Annotated in this window: 18 protein-coding genes; 9 read left to right on the top strand and 9 right to left on the bottom strand. The window is 70.7% G+C overall.

Annotated elements, in window-relative coordinates:
- Positions 1-127 precede the first annotated feature (127 nt).
- Together ACSMXV_RS08660 and ACSMXV_RS08655 are read right to left on the bottom strand one after the other, a co-directional pair.
- Positions 128-334: a DUF5999 family protein gene (locus ACSMXV_RS08660; RefSeq protein ID WP_473177121.1), complete on the bottom strand. Its 207-nt coding sequence runs from the start codon at positions 332-334 to the stop codon at positions 128-130.
- Positions 335-639: 305 nt separating this feature from the next.
- Positions 640-1,257 carry a hypothetical protein gene (locus tag ACSMXV_RS08655; protein ID WP_473177120.1) on the bottom strand — a complete coding sequence of 206 codons (618 nt, stop codon included), beginning with the start codon at positions 1,255-1,257 and terminating at the stop codon, positions 640-642.
- A gap of 116 nt (positions 1,258-1,373) precedes the next feature.
- Here ACSMXV_RS08655 and ACSMXV_RS08650 point away from each other — a divergent pair, with 116 nt between their 5' ends.
- Positions 1,374-1,535, top strand: coding sequence for a hypothetical protein (locus ACSMXV_RS08650; RefSeq protein ID WP_473177119.1), 162 nt, complete (start codon positions 1,374-1,376; stop codon positions 1,533-1,535).
- Between the two features lie 202 nt (positions 1,536-1,737).
- Entirely contained in the window at positions 1,738-3,255 is a 1,518-nt protein-coding gene (locus ACSMXV_RS08645) for a glutamate-cysteine ligase family protein (protein ID WP_473177118.1), read from the top strand.
- Positions 3,256-3,388: 133 nt separating this feature from the next.
- Here the strand turns inward: ACSMXV_RS08645 and ACSMXV_RS08640 are convergent, their stop codons facing one another.
- Entirely contained in the window at positions 3,389-5,155 is a 1,767-nt protein-coding gene (locus ACSMXV_RS08640; protein ID WP_473177117.1) for a substrate-binding and VWA domain-containing protein, read from the bottom strand.
- Between the two features lie 173 nt (positions 5,156-5,328).
- On the opposite strand from ACSMXV_RS08640, the gene ACSMXV_RS08635 reads away from it, so the two are divergent.
- The gene (locus ACSMXV_RS08635; protein WP_473177116.1) at positions 5,329-6,129 is read left to right on the top strand and encodes a CPBP family intramembrane glutamic endopeptidase; all 801 of its coding nucleotides are present in this window, start codon (positions 5,329-5,331) and stop codon (positions 6,127-6,129) included.
- A 65-nt stretch (positions 6,130-6,194) separates the two neighbouring features.
- Here the strand turns inward: ACSMXV_RS08635 and ACSMXV_RS08630 are convergent, their stop codons facing one another.
- On the bottom strand, positions 6,195-7,019 hold the full coding sequence (locus tag ACSMXV_RS08630) for a PhzF family phenazine biosynthesis protein (protein ID WP_473177115.1): 825 nt from the start codon (positions 7,017-7,019) through the stop codon (positions 6,195-6,197).
- A 196-nt stretch (positions 7,020-7,215) separates the two neighbouring features.
- On the opposite strand from ACSMXV_RS08630, the gene ACSMXV_RS08625 reads away from it, so the two are divergent.
- Complete coding sequence (locus ACSMXV_RS08625; protein WP_473177114.1) at positions 7,216-7,839, top strand: PadR family transcriptional regulator; 624 nt, start codon at positions 7,216-7,218, stop codon at positions 7,837-7,839.
- 102 nt (positions 7,840-7,941) lie between these two features.
- Here ACSMXV_RS08625 and ACSMXV_RS08620 read toward each other — a convergent pair whose 3' ends face one another.
- Complete coding sequence (locus ACSMXV_RS08620; protein ID WP_181657727.1) at positions 7,942-8,370, bottom strand: type II toxin-antitoxin system Rv0910 family toxin; 429 nt, start codon at positions 8,368-8,370, stop codon at positions 7,942-7,944.
- Positions 8,371-8,659: 289 nt separating this feature from the next.
- Between ACSMXV_RS08620 and ACSMXV_RS08615 the strand changes: the two genes are divergently transcribed.
- Both ACSMXV_RS08615 and ACSMXV_RS08610 read left to right on the top strand, forming a co-directional pair.
- On the top strand, positions 8,660-9,202 hold the full coding sequence (locus ACSMXV_RS08615) for a peptidase (protein WP_473177113.1): 543 nt from the start codon (positions 8,660-8,662) through the stop codon (positions 9,200-9,202).
- A gap of 118 nt (positions 9,203-9,320) precedes the next feature.
- Positions 9,321-10,403, top strand: coding sequence for an EamA family transporter (locus ACSMXV_RS08610; protein WP_473177112.1), 1,083 nt, complete (start codon positions 9,321-9,323; stop codon positions 10,401-10,403).
- A gap of 54 nt (positions 10,404-10,457) precedes the next feature.
- Here the strand turns inward: ACSMXV_RS08610 and ACSMXV_RS08605 are convergent, their stop codons facing one another.
- On the bottom strand, positions 10,458-11,120 hold the full coding sequence (locus ACSMXV_RS08605) for a pyridoxamine 5'-phosphate oxidase family protein (RefSeq protein ID WP_473177111.1): 663 nt from the start codon (positions 11,118-11,120) through the stop codon (positions 10,458-10,460).
- Positions 11,121-11,262: 142 nt separating this feature from the next.
- Between ACSMXV_RS08605 and ACSMXV_RS08600 the strand changes: the two genes are divergently transcribed.
- Complete coding sequence (locus ACSMXV_RS08600; protein ID WP_473177110.1) at positions 11,263-12,594, top strand: aminotransferase class I/II-fold pyridoxal phosphate-dependent enzyme; 1,332 nt, start codon at positions 11,263-11,265, stop codon at positions 12,592-12,594.
- 113 nt (positions 12,595-12,707) lie between these two features.
- Here ACSMXV_RS08600 and ACSMXV_RS08595 read toward each other — a convergent pair whose 3' ends face one another.
- Positions 12,708-13,733, bottom strand: a complete 1,026-nt coding sequence (locus ACSMXV_RS08595; protein WP_473177109.1) for a DMT family transporter — start codon at positions 13,731-13,733, stop codon at positions 12,708-12,710.
- Positions 13,734-13,808: 75 nt separating this feature from the next.
- On the opposite strand from ACSMXV_RS08595, the gene ACSMXV_RS08590 reads away from it, so the two are divergent.
- Complete coding sequence (locus ACSMXV_RS08590) at positions 13,809-14,711, top strand: LysR family transcriptional regulator (RefSeq protein ID WP_473177108.1); 903 nt, start codon at positions 13,809-13,811, stop codon at positions 14,709-14,711.
- Between the two features lie 401 nt (positions 14,712-15,112).
- On the opposite strand, the gene ACSMXV_RS08585 is transcribed toward ACSMXV_RS08590, so the two are convergent.
- A complete protein-coding gene (locus tag ACSMXV_RS08585; RefSeq protein ID WP_473177107.1) occupies positions 15,113-15,583 on the bottom strand; it encodes a pyridoxamine 5'-phosphate oxidase family protein in 471 nt (156 codons plus the stop codon).
- Positions 15,584-15,742: 159 nt separating this feature from the next.
- Between ACSMXV_RS08585 and ACSMXV_RS08580 the strand changes: the two genes are divergently transcribed.
- Positions 15,743-16,387 (top strand): cysteine hydrolase family protein, encoded by a 645-nt coding sequence (locus tag ACSMXV_RS08580; protein ID WP_473177106.1) that lies wholly within the window; start codon positions 15,743-15,745, stop codon positions 16,385-16,387.
- Between the two features lie 13 nt (positions 16,388-16,400).
- On the opposite strand, the gene ACSMXV_RS08575 is transcribed toward ACSMXV_RS08580, so the two are convergent.
- Entirely contained in the window at positions 16,401-16,880 is a 480-nt protein-coding gene (locus tag ACSMXV_RS08575; protein ID WP_473177105.1) for a Rieske (2Fe-2S) protein, read from the bottom strand.
- Positions 16,881-17,003 lie beyond the last annotated feature (123 nt).

The raw sequence follows: 17,003 nt of genomic DNA, 5'->3' as shown, positions 1-17,003 counted from the left end.
CTGCACCGCAGCGCCGGGAACAGCCGTGCGACATGCGTCGGGGCCGGTTCGGAGATATCTGTCTCCGGGCCGGCCCCTCATGTGTCCGGACGGCTCGAACGGCCGTCCTCAACCGTGTGCGTGCCGCTCAGGCGGCCGTCACCACCCGAACCGTGCCCAGCGGCCGGTGCGGGGCGATGATCCGCCCGTCCGGCAGCAGCTCACCGGTGTCCTCGAAGAGAAGGACGCCGTTGCAGAGCAGGCTCCACCCCTGTTCCGGGTGGTGCGCCACGAGGACCGCGGCCTCGCGGTCGGCGGAGTCTGCTGTCGGGCACGTGGGCTGGTGCTGGCACATGGATGGGATCTTTCGCTGCGATGTGATGTCTGTCCTGCGGCTCGATGCGTTGTTCATGGCCGCCCCCCGTTTTCAGTTCGGTCCGGAACCAGTGTTGCCCCACGGGCGTGAATCCGCAGGGATTTGGCAGCACCTCTCCTCACAGGTTCATGACGCATCACCCGTGCGGACGGTTCACCCCAACTGCACTGTCACTTCGGGGGGTTCGGGGTGGCCCGACGGGACTAGTCCGGAAGGGCCGGTAGGCACGCGCGCGCCCCGCGGCCGGACTACGACGGCGGCGGGGTGCGGAAGGCGGATGCTCTTCAGGCGGCGGGCTGGGCGGGCTCGGTGGGCTGGGCGGGCTGGCCGAGCAGAGGAGCCCGGGTGAGCCGGTGGCTCAGGACGGGCAGCAGATCCGCCACGAGGTGCGGGCGGTGCGCGGCGATGCCGGGCGGTGCGGGCGCGATCGGGACCAGTACGTCCGTGGCGGCGGGCCGGCCCTCGGCGCCGTCCGCGGTGCAGTTGCCGTGCAGCCACAGGGTGAGCATGTACAGCTCGGGTACGGACAGCAGACGGGGCTGGTATGGCGTGGTCATGACCTCGGCCTGGCGCAGGGCCAGTTCGGTGGCCGCGATGTAGGGGCCCTCGAAGAAGTGCGAGAAGGCCCATCCGTCGGGTGTCAGCCTCGTCTCGGCCGCGGCCACCGCGCGGTCGCCCGCGCGGATCAGAAACCGCCAGCCGGTGAGCGTGGTGGTGGGCGAGTGACCGGCCGGGGTGTCCCGGTCCAGTACGTGTACGGGCAGGGGAAGTTCGGGGGTGACGGGTCCCTGGACGGAGCGCAGGGACGGGGTGTGGGCCTCACGGACGGCGGTGGGGGAACCGAGTGCCGTGAGGACGCTGCGAAGCGCGGGCGCGGGAGCCGGGGGAACGTGCAGCGGCATGGTGGGTCGCCTCTCATTCGACAGGCAAGGCTGAGCCAGGGGGGTTGCAAACGGCGTTGTGAGCTCGCGGGGTCAGAGGGGGCGGGTATCGACCGTGAGCGCCAACTCTCTGCCTCGTGAGCGGAGTTTATACGACAGTTGTTCACGCAGTGTTTCGCCTAGCCGTCACGCGCATTGCGGGCAAGGCGGTATTCGGCCGCTTTGATGAGGTGTTCGTCCCGATTCTCTGGGTAGTCGAGTCCGTGACCTCGGATTCTCCGGCGGAAGCGGACGGCTGAATCTCGTCGGCTATTTCACCAGACAACTACGAGGGGAATCTGCAGAGTGTGACATGCCCCGTGAATGTGCCCGCGTGACATCCGCGCCGAGCGTACCGGGTCATGGGCCGGTCGGGGAGCGTTATCGATCAATTGCCTGGGCATCATCCCCGGTGACACCGCGGCCGGTCCTTCGGCTGCCCGTCCGAGGAGGGACGCTTCGATGGGGGAGAAGGTCGAGGCAGCCGCGTTCGACCTGGCCGATCGGCAGGCGTACCGGAGGAAGCTCCGGCAGTGCCTGGCGGGGCTGGCGCGCCTCCTGGAGGAGAAGCGGTTCGACCGCCCAAAGAACCTGATGGGCCTGGAGATCGAGTTGAATCTCGTCGGATCCGACGGTCTGCCGAGAATGATGAATGCGGAAGTGCTCGAGCGCATCGCCAGCCGAGATTTCCAGACCGAGCTGGGAATGTTCAACCTGGAAGTGAACATAGCGCCGCACCGATTGGAGAGCCGCGTTCTCGACCGGCTGGGCGAGGAGCTGCGGACCGCACTCGCATATGCCGACCGCAAAGCGAACGAAGTCGATGCCGGGATCGCGCTGATCGGCATTCTGCCGACCCTCGGGCGCCATCACCTGGTCTCCGGAAACCTCTCCGACGTCGATCGGTACATGCTGCTCAACCAGCAGATCGTGGCGGCCCGCGGAGAGGACTTCACCCTCGACATCGAGGGCGTGGAACACCTCGTCTGCACCTCGGCGTCCATAGCCCCGGAAGCGGCCTGCACATCCGTGCAGCTGCATCTGCAGGTCACGCCCTCGCGGTTCGCGGACGTGTGGAACGCGGCGCAGGCGGTGGCGGCGGCGCAGATCGCCGTGGGTGCGAACTCACCGTTCCTGTTCGGCCGTGAGCTGTGGCGGGAGTCCCGGATCCCGCTGTTCCTGCAGTCCACCGACACCCGCCCGCCCGAGCTCCAGGCGCAGGGGGTACGGCCGCGCACCTGGTTCGGGGAGCGGTGGATCGACGACGCGTACGAGCTCTTCGAGGAGAACCTGAAGTACTTCCCCGCCCTGCTCCCCCTCCCCGACGACGAGGACCCGCTGAGCGTCCTGGACGAGGGCGGGGTGCCGCGGCTGGCCGAGCTCGTGCTGCACAACGGCACCGTCTACCGCTGGAACCGGCCGGTCTACGGGGTCGCGGACGGCGTCCCGCATCTGCGGGTGGAGAACCGCGTACTGCCTGCGGGGCCCACGGTCACCGACGTCATCGCCAATGCCGCCTTCTACTACGGCGTCGTACGGGCGCTCGCCTCGGACGCGCGGCCCGTGTGGACGCGGATGCCGTTCGAGGCCGCGGCCGCCAACTTCGAGGCCGCATGCCGTCATGGCATCGAGGCGCAGCTGGAGTGGCCGCGCCCCGGTCTGCGTGGCGGGACGGCCAAGGTGCCCGCAGTGACCCTCGTACGCGACGAGCTGCTGCCGCTCGCCGCCGCGGGCCTCGACGCGTGGGGTGTCGAGGCCGCCGACCGGGACTTCTACCTCGGTGTGATCGAGGAGCGGTGCCGCAGGCGGGTCAACGGCGCGAGCTGGCAGGCGGCCACGTTCCACCGCGCCCTGGAGAGCGGCCTCGACCGGGACGCCGCACTCGTCGCCACCACGCAGCGCTACTGCGAGCTGATGCGCGCCGGCGAGCCGGTGCACACCTGGCCGGTGGGGTTGCCCGCGGCGGTCCCTACGGGGTGAGGGCACCCGCCGTCGTGGGTTGCGCCCACCCTCCCCAGCTACTGCTGGGAGGTGCCCCCAGCCCTGCGGAACGCTTGCCCATAACGGTTGGCGTGCGGGCTCGAATGTGCCTGCCCGGCACAGCCCGTCCACGTCAGCCCCCGGCGCCCGCCTCCATGATCGCCTTCAGGATGACCGCGTGGATCTGCGACGGATCGGTGACCCGGTGGCCCGATCCGCCGGTGGCCTTCGCGATCGCCTGCAGCTCCTTCTCGTCCGCTTCGGGACCCACGGCGATCGCGATGAGCGGCACGGGATGCTTCGGGTCGGTGAGCTGCTGCAGCCGCGTGATCAGCTGGGAGCGGGAGATGCTCCCGGGGTCCTGGTTCACTCCGTCGGTGAGAAGCACGAGCGCGTTGAACTTGCCCGAGACATAGGAGGACGCGGCCGCCTTGTACGCGGCGAGCGTGGTGTCGTACAAGCCCGTCGCACCGCCCTGCACCGGCTGCAGGGCGGAGAAGGCGGCGGACAGTTCGTCCCGCTGCGTGCCCTTGCCCTTGCTGTCGCCGAGGCGTTCGGTCGGCACCAGCTCACGGTAGTCGCGGTCCCCGTCGAGGAGCGTGGAGAACTCCCACAGGCCGATCTCGTCCTCCGGCGTGAACTGCGCGAGAGCCTGCAGAAGCGACGCCTTCGTCACCTCCATGCGGGACTGGCCGCGCCCCGGGACGATCTCCGCCATCGAGCCCGAGGCGTCGACGACGGTGGTGAGCCGGGCGCTCTGGACCGTGATCGTCCACATCCCCAGCGCCTGCTGGAGATCCTTCTCATCGGGCGCTTCGGACGCCGCCTCGGCGTAGGGCTGCGGGGAGCGGCCGCCGGCCTGCGTGACGAGCTCCTCCGAGGCCTCGTCGTCATCCGTGCGGAACCCGCGTTCGGAGAGGATCCGCTGCCCGGGGTCCTCGCCGAGCAGGGTCATGAAGCGCAGCGCCGCGCGGCTCTCGTCCGTGCTCAGCCGTGTCTCGTCGACCATCGTGAACGGGTAGTCGAGCTGCGGCGATCCGTCCTCGGGGTAGAAGAGGTCGAGGCCGTCCCCGCCGTCGGCCGCGGAGTTGTACGCGAACGCGGCCTGTTCGGAGAGGAACAGCGCCTGGTTGCGGCGCGGGTTGCCCTCCTCGGTGCCCGAGGAGTCGCGGGCCAGTGTTTCCAGGACCTGCGAGTCGCTGTCGGACGTGCGCTGGGAGAGCACCTTCGCCATGGCGGCCACCTCGGTGTCCCCGTCCGGGCCGGCCTTCTTCGCGGACGCGCCCAGCTTCGTCAGCGCGAGCAGGCCGGTCGCGCTGCGCGCCGGGTCCGCGGCACCGAGCCGCAGTTTGTCGTTCTGCATCGCCGCACCCGTCAGCTCCGCCCACGTGTACGTCTTCTTCGGGAAGCCCAGGGACTCGGCGGCCGACGGGACCATGGCGACCCCGATCGGCGACGAGGCGATGTTGCCGACCGTCGTGACGGACGTGCCCCCGCTGTCGGCGGCCCGCTGCACCCACAGGTCCGAGTCCGGAACCCACACCTGGTAGTCCGGCTGGTCCTTGCCCGACTTCAGGACGGCGGAGACCTCGTACGCCTCGCGCGCGGTCACGCGGACGTCCATGCAGTTCCCGTCGGAGATGACGTCCTTGTCGCGGGCGTACGTGGCAGCGGCGCGCAGGGCCGGGGCCACATCAGGAGAGGCGACCACGTTGAGGCGCACCCTGTTGTCGTCGCACGAGCTGCCGAACGAGAGCAGACCGCCGCGCACCGCTCCCGCCGTGCCCGCGGCAACCCCCAGCACCAGGACCGTGGCGATGAGCACGGCACGGCGGCGGGTGCGAGGAGGGGACTCGATGTCGGCTGTCCCATACTCGTCGGGCAAGCTGTGACGTCCCATGGCGGTGGTGCCCCTCCTTGATAAGCCTTGAGCGGTAGAGCAAGGAAAGGGGGAGGTACGCCTCCACAGCGTCCGTCCCCCCGGCCGGTCGCGCACGATCTTCGTACCTGCTTTCGAGGACCCTAGCGGGACGACGGTGGGGATGAGACCGGATTAGTCAATTGGAGGCAGGAGTGCAGGCGGAGACGGGTCCGGTGGCCGGTTCCTTCCCGGCGGAGCGGCTCTCACGGCGGATTTTCCGGGACGAGACGCTTCTCGTGCTGGCGCTCTCGCTCGGTGCCAGCGGCGTGTCCGCACTGATCAGCTTTGTCGGCTCGGTCACGAAGCCGGGGGGTCTGAAGGACCAGGCGGCCACGATGAACGCCTCGGCGGCCCCGGGCCGTCCGTGGCTTGATCTCGCATGGCAGCTGTTCGGCATCACGACCGCCCTGGTGCCCGTCGCGCTGGTCGCGCACTTCCTGCTGCGGGAGGGCGCGGGCCTGCGCACGATCGGCTTCGACCGCACCCGGCCCTGGACCGATCTGGGGCGCGGCGCCATGATCGCCGCGGTGATCGGCAGCACGGGCATCGCCTTCTACCTGGTGGCACGCGGCCTCGGGTTCAACCTGACGGTGGTGCCGGAGGCGCTGCCCGAGGTGTGGTGGAAGTACCCCGTGCTGATCCTGGCGGCGATACAGAACGCCGTGCTGGAGGAAGTGATCGTGGTCGGCTATCTGCTGCGCCGGATGGGCCAGTTGGGATGGACGCCGGTCGCCGCGCTGGCGGGCAGTTCGGTGCTGCGCGGCTCGTACCACCTCTACCAGGGGATCGGCGGGTTCGTCGGCAACATGGCGATGGGCGTCGTCTTCGTGTTGCTGTACCGGCGGTGGGGCCGGGTGGGACCGCTGGTTGTCGCCCACTCACTGCTCGACATCGGGGCGTTCGTCGGGTACGCGCTGCTGGCCGGGAAGGTGGGATGGCTGCCTACGGCGTGACCGCGTGACGGTGACGTGCTGGGTGGGGGGCGTACGGAATTGCTCGTACGCCCCCCACAGTGCTGTCAGGTGCTGTGGGGCGCTGCGAGAAGTTCCCCGTCGATGACCGTGACCGCGCGGCCGGACAGCAGGGTGCGGTCGCCGCGTACTTCGGTGCGGACCAGGCCCGAGCGGGCCGACGCCTGCAGGCCCGTCAGCTCGGTACGGCCCAGGCGCTCGGACCAGAAGGGTGCGAGTGCGGTGTGCGCACTGCCTGTGACCGGGTCCTCGTCGATGCCGACGCGCGGGAAGAAGCAGCGCGAGACGAAGTCGTAGCCACGGGCCGGGTCTTCGGCGCGGGCGGTCGCGATGATGCCGCGTTCCGAGTGTTCGACCAGGCCTTTCAGGTCCGGGGCGAGTGCGAGGACCGCCTTCTCGTCGGCGAGTTCGACGAGCATATCGCCTGTCTGGGGCCCGGTGTCGTGCGCCGAGAGGGGCCCCGCACCCAGGGCCGCGGCCAGCGCTTCCGGTACGTCGATCGGGGTGAGCGGGGCGGTCGGGAAGTCCAGTGTGATGCTGCCGTCGTCGTGCGTGGTCGCGGTGAGGACGCCGCTGCGGGTGGAGAAGCGCACCGGGCCGCCCGCAGCGCCGGTGGTGTGCAGGACATGGGCGGTGGCCAGCGTGGCATGGCCGCACAGATCGACCTCGGTGGCGGGCGTGAACCAGCGCAGCGCCCAGTCGGCCTCGCCGCCCTCGGGCAGCGGGTGGGCGAACGCGGTCTCGGCGTGGTTGACCTCGGCGGCCACCTGCTGGAGCCACTCGGCGTCCGGGAACTCCTCCAGGAGCACGACTCCCGCTGGGTTGCCGCCGAAGGGGCGGTCGGTGAAGGCATCGACGATTCGAATCCGCATGGAGGCGACGTTAGGGGCGTCCTGGAGCCGGGCGCCAAGGCCAATCGCGGGAACTTGGCTCCTTGCGATGGCTCGCCCTGTGATGGCTCTCCTTGTGTGCCGGCCGAAGCTCGCTCTGGAAGGGCATTGCCATCCGAGTGTTTCCGATATATCGTTGACGCATCGCGACCGATCAAAGATAGAAGGAGTGATTGCGATGCGTTCCCATGGATACGAACACGGACATGGACGCGGGCCGGGCGGGCCCGGCGCTCACGGTCGGGGCGGCTTCGACGGGCGTCGTGCCGCCTTCGGCCCGTTCGGGCCGGGTGGTTTCGGACCCGGCTTCGGCCCAGGTGGACCCTGGGGCGGGCGCGGTGGCCGAGGAGGCCCGAAGGGAAGGGCGCGGCGCGGTGACGTACGCGCGTCGATCCTCGCCCTGCTCAAGGACCGTCCGATGCACGGCTACGAGATGATCCGGGAGATCGACGAGCGGAGCGGAGGGGCGTGGAAGCCCAGCCCCGGGTCGGTGTACCCGACGCTCCAGCTGCTCGAGGACGAAGGCCTGATCGCCAGTACGAGCGAGGGTGGCAAGAAGTTGTTCTCGCTCACCGAGCCGGGTCGCGTCGCGGCCGACGAGGGGCCCGAGGCGCCCTGGGAAGAGGCCGGGCGCGGAGTCGACTGGGAGTCGCTGAACGAGATCCGGCAGGCCGGCTTCGGCCTGATGGAGGCGTTCGGTCAGGTCTGGAAGACCGGCAGCAAAGAGCAGCGCGAGAAGGCGCTCTCCGTGATCAACGACGCCCGCAAGAAGCTGTACCTGATCCTGGCCGACGAACACTGAAGGTCCACTGATGTCGACGGCTGACGGACTGTACGGCGTGACGGCGCCCCGCACTTCGCAGTGCGGGGCGCCTTCGTGCGAGCCGTTCGGTGTCGGTTCGGCTCAGGCCACGAGCCCGCCCAGCTTGCGCAGTGACTCGTTCAGCGCGGCGGTTGCCGAGTCCTTGAGTTTGCCTGCCATCAGCGACACGGCCGCGCCGGTGAACTCACCGTCGATGCGGACCTTCGTGGCGTCGCCGTCGGGCGTCAGCGAGTAGCGGGTGGCGACGTTGACCGCCATTGGTCCCTTGCCGCGGATGGCCAGGGTGCGGGCGGTCTCCAGCTCCTCGATGGTCCAGAGCACCTCGGCGGGGAAGCCCATCAGCTTCATGTTCTCCTCGAACGTGCCGCCCACCTCCAGGGCGGCCGGGCCTCCCTTCGGGAAGCTCGTGTGCGTGGCGTTCCACTCGCCGTACGAGGAGAAGTCGGTGAGCTGCGCCCAGACTTTCTCGGCAGGCGCCTCGATGCGTGCTTCCGCGCTGACTTCGGCCATGCGACCACCCCATCTCGTCGTGCGCTGCGCCGGGCGCAGCAACGGTGTCGCGGAACGTAGCCGCAGGGCCTTGAACATTCAATACTGATGAACCGTCAGAAAGTGCGGAGGCGTGGAAGCGGTGTTGCCCGTCGGGTCAGGGCAACGCGGCGCGCCCCCATCCGGGAGAAAGGGCGTGATCTCATCCGCAAGGAGGAGAACCCGCTCAGGCTTGCCCAACCTGTGTCGGACGCGAAGATGCTTCCCGCCGTGGATGCCATCGGCCGCAGGGGCTGATGAGGTGGGAGATGTGCAACCTCGAATCCCCCGGCAGGCCGTGGACGGCGGCTCGAACCGTGCGGAACCCGGCGTCGGACTGAGCGCGGAGCTGGCCACCGTGGTCGCCGGCGCGCGGCGACGGGCGGTGCGGGACGGGGACCGGCAGATCGACACCGCGCATCTCCTGCACTCCCTGCTGGAGTCCGGCCCGGACGTACGGGACGTCTTCGAAGGAGATGCGCAGGTCGCGCGGCTGCTGGGGTATCTCGTGCAGCGCAGCATCGGGTACGGGCTGAGGTGGCAGAGCACCGTCGAGGATTCGGGCGCCCTGCCCGTGGTGGCGGGTGCCGACTGGTCGCCCGCCGCGGCCATCGCCATGGACAAGGCGTACGAACGCGCCCGGCTCCGCGGTGAGTCGGGCACGCGCTGCGTCGATCTCCTGGCCGCGCTGGCTGCGGATTCCGAGTGCCGCGCGGTCGAGGTGCTGGGACGGGCCGGGGTCGATGCCGGGCGGTTGCTCCTGCGCATCGAGGCCGGATCCGAGTGTGTCGGCGGCGCTGAGAGTGGGCGCTGAAGGCGCCGAGAGCGTGCGCTGTAGAGGCTGAGAGTGGGCGTTGCGCGAGCCGGGTCCACCGTTTGAGACAGGGGTCAATGGGGGTGACGGTCATGACGGCGCCTGTCATGATGTGCCGGTGCATGCGTCTCAGGGGAGTCAGGTCAATCAGGGAAGGGGCGTCGGCCTGGGCCTCGCCCTCGTATCGGCGCTCGCCTTCGGCGGGTCGGGGGTCGCGGCAAAACCCCTGATCGAAGCGGGCCTCGACCCACTTCATGTGGTCTGGCTCAGGGCGGCTGGTGCCGCGCTCGTCATGCTGCCCGTCGCCTGGCGGCACCGTTCACTGGTGCGCCGACGCCCCGCTCTGCTGGCCGGGTTCGGCCTGCTGGGCGTCGCCGGTGTGCAGGCCTGCTACTTCGCCGCGATCTCCCGTATCCCTGTCGGAGTCGCCCTGCTCGTCGAGTATCTCGCCCCGGCGCTCCTCCTCGCCTGGGTGCGCTTCGTGCAGCGACGGCCGGTGACTCGGGCCGCCGCGCTCGGTGTCGTCCTCGCCGTCGGAGGTCTCGCGTGCGTCGTCGAGGTCTGGTCGGGTCTGGGCTTCGACGCGATCGGCCTGCTGCTCGCGCTGGGAGCGGCCTGCTGCCAGGTCGGCTACTTCGTCCTGTCCGACCAGGGCAGCGACGCGGGCGACGAGGCGCCCGACCCGCTCGGCGTCATCGCGTACGGACTGCTCGTCGGCGCCGCCCTGTTGACGGTCGTCGCGCGCCCCTGGGGCATGGACTGGTCCGTGCTGGCCGGAACGGCGCACATGGACGGTTCACCCGTCGCCGCTGGACTGCTGCTCGGCTGGCTCGTCCTCGTCGCGACCGTCGTCGCCTACGTCACGGGGGTGCTGTCCGTGCGCAGGCTCTCCCCGCAGGTGGCGGGCGTCGTGGCCTGCCTCGAGGCGGTCGTCGCGACCCTCTTGGCCTGGGTCATGCTCGGCGAACACCTGTCGGCGCCCCAGATCCTCGGCGGGGCCGTGGTCCTGGTGGGCGCGCTCATCGCACAGTCGTCGGCCCCGGCGAAGTCCTCGGCGGAACCGGTCGCGGGAGCCCTGCCGGGTGCGGAGGGGGCCTCGGCCGAGGAGGGCAGGCCGGGCGAGCAAGGCGAGCCGGGCGAACAGGACGCGCCTACCGGCGACGTGCCGACTGGACTGTCGGCACGCGGGGGCGGCGCATAAGGAGACGATCCTGCCGGCGGTGGTGTCCGCCCCCGGATGGACCGGGGGGCGGCGTCACAGACCGGCCAGGTAGCCGGGGATCTTCACGGAAGGGGCCAGGTCCTCCGAGGGAATGAGCGCGTCGTAGCCCTTGCGCAGCGGGACCACGCCCGCCCAGTGGGGAAGGTCCATGTCCTCCGGCTCGTCGTTGGGGCCGCCGGTGCGTACCTTCGCGGAGACCTCCTCGAGGTCGAGGCGCAGTACCGCGGTCGCCGCGAGCTCCTTCGCGTCGGCGGGGCGCGAGTCGGCTGCGCGACCGGGCACGACGTGGTCGACGAGCGCGTCCAGGGCGGTACGCAGCTCCTCGGGGTCGGTCACCTGGTGCGCCACGCCGTGCACCACCACGGAGCGGTAGTTGATCGAGTGGTGGAACGCCGACCGTGCCAGGACCAGTCCGTCGACATGGGTCACGGTGAGGCACACGGGAAGTCCGGGATCGGTCTGACCGGCCATCCGCAGCGGCCGCGAGCCCGTCGAACCGTGCACGTACAGACTCTCGCCCACCCGGCCGTACAGGGTCGGCAGGACGACCGGAGCTCCGTCGCGTACGAAGCCGAGATGGCAGACGTAGGCCTCGTCGAGTATCGAGTGCACCAGCGCGCGGTCGTACGACGCGCGCTTGCGGCCCCGGGTGGGGAGGGTGCGCTCGGTGGGGGCGTAGGCGGTCTGGTCGGGCATGGCTCGTCTCCTTGCGGGCTGCGGGCTGCGGGCTGCGGGCTGCGGGCTGGGCTGAGGCCTGCGGGCTTCGGTGCCGGCTGGTCGGTGAATGGGCTTGCGAACGGGCTTGTCATGCCGATTGCTCTAGTGCATACTCGGCTTTGTGCTAGGAGAGTATCGGATCACGGGCCGGCGCGCAGCTGAGATCGCGGGCAGTGTCGAGCGCGCGGTAGGTTCCGGTGACCTGGAACCGGGTCAACTCCTCCCGCCGATGCGGGAGTTGGCGCAGCAGCTGGGGGTCAATCCCAATACCGTGGCGGCCGCTTATCGCACGCTGCGCGAACGCGGTGTCATCGAGACGGCGGGGCGGCGCGGTAGTCGTATCCGCCCCAAGCCGGCCACCACCGCGCGCGGGCGAGCCCGTGTCGTCGTGCCGCCAGGGGTGCGGGATGCGTCCAACGGCAACCCGGACCGCGCGCTGCTGCCGCCGCTCGCCGAGGCGTTCGCGGCGGCAGCAGCGCAGGGGGACGAGAAACCTGTGCTCTACGGGCAGGACGCCGTCGATCCGGAACTCGCCCGCCACGCGCGCGTGGCCTTCGATGTGGACGGCGTGCCAGACGGTCCTCTCGCCGTCACCTCCGGGGCGCTCGACGCCGTCGAACGGGTGCTCGCGGCGCACCTCAAACCCGGGGACGCGGTCGCCGTGGAGGATCCGGGCTGGGGCAGCATGCTCGATCTCGTCCCCGCACTCGGACTGCGTACGGTCCCCGTGGGTGTCGACGACGAGGGGCCGCTGCCCGAGGAGGTACAGCAGGCGCTGCGCGGCGGTGCGCGCGCTGTCGTCGTCACGGCCCGTGCGCAGAATCCGACCGGCGCCGCGGTGAGTGCCGCACGCGCGCGTGCCCTTCGCAAAGTCCTCGCCGCGCACCGAGAGGTACTGCTCATCGAGGACGACCACGGGCACGCCATCGTCGATCTGCCGCTGCACCCCCTGGCCGGTGCCACGCACAGCTGGGCGTTCGTCCGCTCCACCGCCAAGGCGTACGGGCCGGATCTGCGCCTCGCCGTGCTCACCGGAGACCCCGTCACCGTCGACCGCGTACGCGGCAGACAGCGGCTCGGGCCCGGCTGGGTGAGCCATCTGCTGCAGCGCGCCGTCGTGCACTTGTGGACCGGGGGAGCGGTCGACGAGGCAGCGGTGGCCGCCGCCTACGGGCGGCGTCGTGACGCGTTGATCGCCGCACTGGCCGAGCGCGGCATCGAGGCGCATGGGCGCAGCGGCATGAACGTATGGGTGCCGGTGCCGGACGAGACGGGGGTGGTGGCGCGCCTGCTGCACGCCGGGTGGGCCGTTGCCCCGGGGGCGCGCTTCCGGATGAGCGCGCCGCCGGGGGTGCGTATCACCGTCTCGGCGCTCGCCGAGGAGGACATGGGGTTGGTGGCCGACGCCGTCGCATCGGCCGTGGGTCCTGCGCCGGCGCGGCGCTACGACTGAGGGGCGGTCCGGGCGCGGGTCGGCGGTCCCTGTGTGGGCGGCGCCCGCAGTGCTGCGTGCGCCGTCCCGCTACGGTGCGCATGGCCGAGTCGTTGTGCCCGGCTGTCGCGCCACTAGGTCCGTATGCGAGCCCTCCGTATGCGGGTCCTCCGCATGCGAGCCCTCGGCTGTGTCAGTGCCGCGCCCGCCAGGATGATGAGCGCCCCGACGGGTGTCGACCACGACAGGGATTCCCCGAGCACGGCGACGCCTGCCGCCGTGGCGATGACGGGAACGAAGTACGTCACCATCTGGGCCGTCGTAGGGCCGACCTCGGCGACCAGGCCGTACTGGATGAGGAAGGCGAGGCCGGTGCCGAGGATGCCGAGTGCCGCGATCGCGAGCAGCGGCACCACCGCGACATGCGTCGGCAGTGTCGTGAAGGCAGGGGTCACCACGGCCAGTTGGACGGTCGCGAGCAGGAGTTGCGCGCCGGTCAGGGACAGGTTGGAGTAGCCCGACCCGGCGAGAGTGCGGCGCACATAGATCCAGCCGATCGCGTAGCTCAGCGACGCCGCAAGTGCCATCGCCGTGCCGGCGAAGTCCAGACCGCCGAAGCCCTGCCAGGCGCCGAGCACCGTCAGCACTCCGATGAAGCCGATCCCGAGCCCGGCGACCCGGCGCCGTGTCGGGCGGTCCTCGGAGAGCGCGACCAGCGACAGCGCCATGCCCCACAGCGGTGTCGTCGCGTTGCATATCCCGGCGAGCGTCGACGGAATGGTCAGCTCGGAGAACGCGAACAGGGAGAACGGCAGGGCGTTGAGCAGGAACGCCGCCACCATGAGATGCCCCCATGTGCGCGCTCCGCGCGGCAGCCGCTCCCGCTTGGCGATGAGCGCGACCGCGAGCACGGCGGTCCCGAAGAGCAGCCGCCCCAACGTCACCTGGAGCGGTCCGTACCCGTGCGTGCCCACCTTGATCAGTAGGAAGCTGAAGCCCCAGACGAGTGACAGAACGCCGAACCGGATCCGCCAGTCGAGTCCACCGCGGCGAGGCCGGGCAGCGGGCGCTGTGGACTCCTGGGGTGGGGCGGTGGCAGGCGGGGCAGCGCTGGGTGCCGAGGCCGCGCCGGACCTGGGAGAGGGAGTGACGGTGCTCATGGCCGCCACGATGTCGCAGGAGAACCTCTTAGTACAAGCGAGATTTCTTTCCGGGTATCGCGTAGCATTGCTTACATGTTGAACTTGGAGCGCCTGCGCACTCTCGACGCCCTGGCCCGGCACGGCTCGGTCAGTGGCGCCGCAGCGGGGCTGCACGTCACGACCTCGGCCGTCTCCCAGCAGATGTCCAAGCTCGAACGGGAGGTAGGGCAGCAGCTCCTCGCCAAGAACGGCAGGGGTGTGCGCCTCACCGACGCCGGCCGCCTGCTCGCCGACCATGCGGCGCGCATCCTCTCGCAGGTGGAGCTGGCCCAGTCCGACCTGGAGGCGCAGCGCGGGCAGGTCGTGGGGGAGCTGCGGATATCGGCGTTTCCGACGGCCGCGCGGGGCCTCTTTCCCGCGGCCGTCGCGGCGCTGCGCGCCGAGCATCCCGGACTGCGTGTGCGTACGCAGGAGCTGGAGCCCGAGCAAGGGGTGGCGGGCGTGGTCCGGGGCGACGTCGACATGGCGGTCGTCCTCGACTGGTACAACAAGCCGCTGCCGCTGCCCGACGGGCTCGTGAAGGCATCGCTCCTCGACGACCCGGCCGACGTCGCGGTGCCCGTCTCGCATCCTCTCGCCGACCGCCGCGAAGTGGACCTCGAGGAGTTCGCCGACGACGAGTGGATCACCTGGGCGGAAGGGGAGTTCTGTCACGAGTGGTTGATGTTCACCCTGCGTGCCAAGGGCATCGAGCCGCACATCGCCCATCGAGCCGAGGAGCACCACACGCAGCTGGCGCTCGTGGCGGCAGGTCTGGGTGTGTGCGTCGCACCTCGGCTGGGCCGCGACCCGGTGCCCGAAGGCGTGAGGATGGTGCCGGTCCGCCAGCGCGTGCGACGGCATGTCTACGCCGTGTGGCGCGCCGACGCCGACCGCCGCCCGTCGATCCGGGCGTCGGTGAAGGCCTTGCAGGCCGCGGGGGCGGCGGTCGGATGACGTTGCATCGGCCGGGATACAGGCGCCGTCGCCGTCGCCGTCCGGCGCGCTCGGTGGCGCCGTGAGAGGGCTCAATGTCTGGCAGGGGCAACACCGGTCGCCGTGAGCGAGCTTGGCCGCCCGGCGCGGCGGTGACCGTCCGGGGCGCGGCGGTGGCCGCCCGGCGTGGCGGTGCTCGTCCGGGGCGCGGCGGTGGCTGTCCGGCGTGGCGGTGCTCGTTCGGTGCGCGGTGGTGGCTGTCCGGCGTGGCGGTGCTCGTTCGGTGCGCGGTGGTGGCTGTCCGGCGTGGCGGTGCTCGTTCGGTGCGCGGTGGTGGCTGTCCGGCGTGGCGGTGCTCGTTCGGTGTGCGGCGGTGGCTGTCCGGCGCGGGGCGATTCCCCTCCGCCCCGCGCCCGATCCGGCTAGAGCGTTGCCAGTTTGCGGAAGTCCCAGGACGCGACCGCCTTCGGTGTCAGCCGGAGCCACGCGTGCCTGCCGTCGTGCGGCATCTGATCCATGCCGAAGTTCTTCTGCGCGAAGAGCCTCTCGGGTGCCTCCAGTTCGGGGAACGCCTCCTCGCCGGTGCGGGGCGCCTCGCCGACGAACTCCACGCTGCCCGTCAGTTCGACGCCGCGCAGCTCGCCGTACTCCTCTCCCGCGTCGACGACGACGGCTATCCGCGGATCGCGCCGGAGGTCCGCCCAGCGCTTGCTGCGCGTTATCGAGTACAGCCACAGTGACGTGCCGTCCCAGGCGAAAAAGAGCGGGCTCACATGCGGGGCGCCGTCCGGCGAGACGGTGGCCACCCGGCAGGTGCGCTGTGTGGACAGGAACTCGTCGAGCTCGGCCGGTGTCATCATGATCCTGCGGCCCCGGCGCTGTGTGACGGCCATGTGACTCCCTCTTCTGCGGCGTCGACTCGAGCGAAGTGTCCGAATCGACTCGGCAACAACAACCCTGACATCGCGCCAAAGAAGCATGTGCCGTCTTCCGTCCCGACGCAATGGTGGCTACTCTCGCCCGCCCGGACGCCGCCCCCCGACAGGAAGCCCATGCCGTCGTACGCAGAGCTCAGCGCACTCCTCGCCCCGGCGACCACCGTGCTGCTCACGGTCGAGTGCCAGCAGGGCGTCGTGGGCGCGGACAGTGCGCTGCCCGAACTGGCCGAGGAGGCGCGTACATCCGGGGCCCTCGCCAACATCGGGCGCCTCGTCGCCGCCGCCCACGAGAGCGGCGTACAGGTGATGCACGCCATCGCCGAGCGGCGCCCCGACGGACGGGGCGCCAACAGCAACGCCCGGCTCTTCCGCGCGGCGGAGCGGCTGCCCGTACAGCAGCTCCCGGGCACGAGCGCGGTTCGTGTCGCGGAGCCCATCCAGGTCGCCGAGGCGGACCTGGTCGTACGACGGCTGCACGGCCTGTCGCCCCTCGCGGGCACCGACGTGGACGCGCTGCTGCGCAACCTCCGCTGCCGCACCCTGGTCGTGACGGGCGTCTCGGCGAACGTGGCGATCCCCAACGCGGTCTTCGACGCGGTCAACCTGGGCTACACGGCCGTCGTGCCGGCAGACGCCATCGCGGGGGTGCCCTCCGACTACACCCCCGCGATGGTCCGCAACACGCTCGCCCTGGTCGCCACGATCACGACGACCGGCGACATCCTCGGCTGCTGGAGTCGCGCCCGCCGCGCCCGGTGACCGACTGTTCCCCCTACGCCAGCTTGATCTCGTCGCCCGTCACCTCGATCTCCATCGCGGCCAGCGGCTGCGTGGCAGGGGCCTTCTTGACGCTGCCGTCCTCGATGGAGAACTTGCTGTTGTGGCAGGGACAGTTGATGGTGCCGCCCTCGACGCTCGTCACAGGGCACTGCTGGTGGGTGCAGAGGCTCGAGAAGGCCTTGAACTGGCCTTCGGCCGGCTGGGTCACCACGACCTTCTCGTCCTTGAAGATCTTGCCGCCGCCCACCGGAATGTCGGAGGTCTTGGCGAGGACCGCCGCCCCCGCACCCCCGCCGGCAGCCTCGGAAGCTTCGGACGGCTCCGTGGCCGCCGTCGACTCGGCGGACCCCGTGCTCCCGGAATCGTCCGAGCTGCCACATGCGGCCAGCGCGGCGGTCAGTCCGGCTGCGCCCACCGCGGTGACGACGGTCCGGCGGGACGGCTTGGGGACGGACCCCTGCGAAACGGTCATTGCTCGGTTCCTTCCATGGTGGTGCTGGGGGATTCTGTGATCTCTATACGCGCCGGTGCGGCACGTGGTTCAACTGTTTCACCAGACTCTCCGGGCACAGAGCACCCACGGCGGACGTGGCGC

The organism is Streptomyces sp. DSM 42067, from assembly GCF_055792885.1.
Note: the sequence above shows the minus strand (reverse complement) of the source record. Positions and strands in the feature narration are given on the sequence as shown.